The organism is Desulfosarcina sp., assembly GCF_041551955.1.
Taxonomy (GTDB): Bacteria; Desulfobacterota; Desulfobacteria; order Desulfobacterales; family Desulfosarcinaceae; genus Desulfosarcina.
In genome coordinates this window covers 1-1,906 of sequence record NZ_JBFELV010000617.1, presented here as the reverse complement: position 1 = coordinate 1,906, position 1,906 = coordinate 1, and the positions used below count along the sequence as shown (strand labels likewise).

The window sequence follows — 1,906 nt, the reverse complement described above, 5'->3', positions numbered from 1 at the left end:
TGCGGTCAGGTCGATTCCAACTGCTGTTCCCGTGGGTCCTGCCATTATAGCGGCTATCAATGTGTCCACACCGGCTCCACAGCCAATGTCCAGCACCGCTTCACCATTGTTTATTGACCCAATGGAAAAAGGATTGCCCACCCCGCAATATGAGGCTGCCGCAGAGCTCGGCAACGCCTGTATAAGCGCGGGATTATATTCTAAAGCCTTCAGCCCGGCCTTGCCTGTGGGGTATTTGAAAAGTCCTTCAGGGTCTTTGGCGACTTTCGTATATTTTCCTTGAATACCAGCTTCAATCCGATCTTTGTCTTTCTTAGAAATCTGAGTTTCCAATTTCCCACCTCTTTAACTTGTTAGGTCTATTCTTATCTGCTCAAATTCCTTCCTATTGATTTCACCTATTGCATATCGTTCTTTGACGATATCAAGGGCACTATAACTGCCCAGGATTACGTCCTTCTCGCCTTTTGAGGCCGGTATCAACCGTTTGATGAGGAAGACCAAGCCCACGATAAGCAACCCCCAAAAAATTATCATGAAAACCATACCAAACCATCCTATACCCCAGCCGCCCATCATCCAAGGGCCTGGGCACCAGCTGCTATAGTTACTCCCATCCTGTGCAATAACTTTATCCAGTCCCAAGAGGAATAACACTGGGCTTAGCAGCAAAGTCCATTTTGTATGTATACGTGATCCCATATTATTTCCCTTCGTTCATTCGCAAGCAGAGCGATCCAATTGGTATTTATTTTTTGATGCCCGAAAAACCACTTAAATACGCCCCTCTCTTTTTAGTTTGGTAATGATAAAATCCGCTCCGGATCTGGATAAACCAGTTTTTTCGGCAATGGAAACATGATCATCGGAACCACTTTTCTTGATGGAGGAAATGACTTCGTTTTCAATTTCATCCAACCAGTCTTCAAACAAAACCAGGATTTCTGGATTGGTGACAGCCTGCAGTTGTTTCGATTGGGCTACCTTATTCATCAAATTCTGGCACATTTTCGTTGGATCGACACCTTCGTCCATGCATGTAGCCAGTCACAAATGAACGAGATCAGCGGCATTCCTTTTCCCGGCGTCACCGGTGAGAGCGTACACAAATTTGAGCCGTGATTGTTCGCTGGCCTGTGAAAATATTTTTTTAACGGTGGTTGCCAAAACCTCCATTGCGTTTTCCAGGTCCATTTGATCAATCAGCTGTTCAATTTCTTTCATATATTTATCGCCTCCCATGAAATCTAAAAACCATTTCGATTGGTAATTAGGTCTTTAGCCAGTCCACTCATTTTTTCAACGATTCCAACTATGCGGTTGTCGGCCATCTTATAAAAAACGAAAGGACCGTTTCTTTCAACAGTGACCAATAATGTCCGCCTCAGTTCTTTAAGGTGATGAGAAACCAGTGGCTGAGACAGCTCAAGCTCCTCGACAATCGCAGACACCGATTTTTGGCCTTCACTGATCGAGAGCAAAATCCGCAGCCGATTTTCATCACTCAAACATTTCGCAAGAAAAGCAGACGCCTGGAGATCTATCGGGTGGCTTGTAGTGCAACTCTTTTTTGCAGCGATCGCTTTATTCAAATTGCAGCTCTCCTATCGCCTTCAGTTTCTATAATGCAAAGATTTGTAAATCAGCATATAAATATATATTTATATATTGATTGCCAAGATGTCCAGCTCGATTTTTAGTAGAAAATATAACGGGTTGGATCAGCGGGGCATTTGAACAGAAACCTTCGATTTCAACTTTTAGTCCATATATTTACCAGACTATTCGAGGTTTTGTGCAAAGAATCCATAATATCATTTGATTTATTTTCAGTTATCATTTTGGGCACCTTTCGAGGATCATATTATCAGCCAATCACGTTTAATACTGGTTTGCCTTTTAATTT

Annotated in this window: 3 protein-coding genes and 1 pseudogene; all 4 read right to left on the bottom strand. The window is 42.8% G+C overall.

All coding sequences use genetic code 11. From position 1 onward, the window contains the following. Positions 1-333: pseudogene (locus tag ABYV26_RS24895) on the bottom strand (hypothetical protein); the annotation flags it as partial. A 12-nt stretch (positions 334-345) separates the two neighbouring features. Then, the gene (locus ABYV26_RS24890; RefSeq protein ID WP_197740409.1) at positions 346-702 is read right to left on the bottom strand and encodes an SHOCT domain-containing protein; all 357 of its coding nucleotides are present in this window, start codon (positions 700-702) and stop codon (positions 346-348) included. Between the two features lie 72 nt (positions 703-774). Continuing rightward, complete coding sequence (gene tsoA / locus ABYV26_RS24885; RefSeq protein ID WP_337833580.1) at positions 775-1,224, bottom strand: LULAXC motif (seleno)protein TsoA; 450 nt, start codon at positions 1,222-1,224, stop codon at positions 775-777. A gap of 23 nt (positions 1,225-1,247) precedes the next feature. After that, positions 1,248-1,592, bottom strand: coding sequence for an ArsR/SmtB-type metalloregulator TsoR (locus tag ABYV26_RS24880; protein ID WP_197740410.1), 345 nt, complete (start codon positions 1,590-1,592; stop codon positions 1,248-1,250). Between the last annotated feature and the right edge of the window lie 314 nt (positions 1,593-1,906).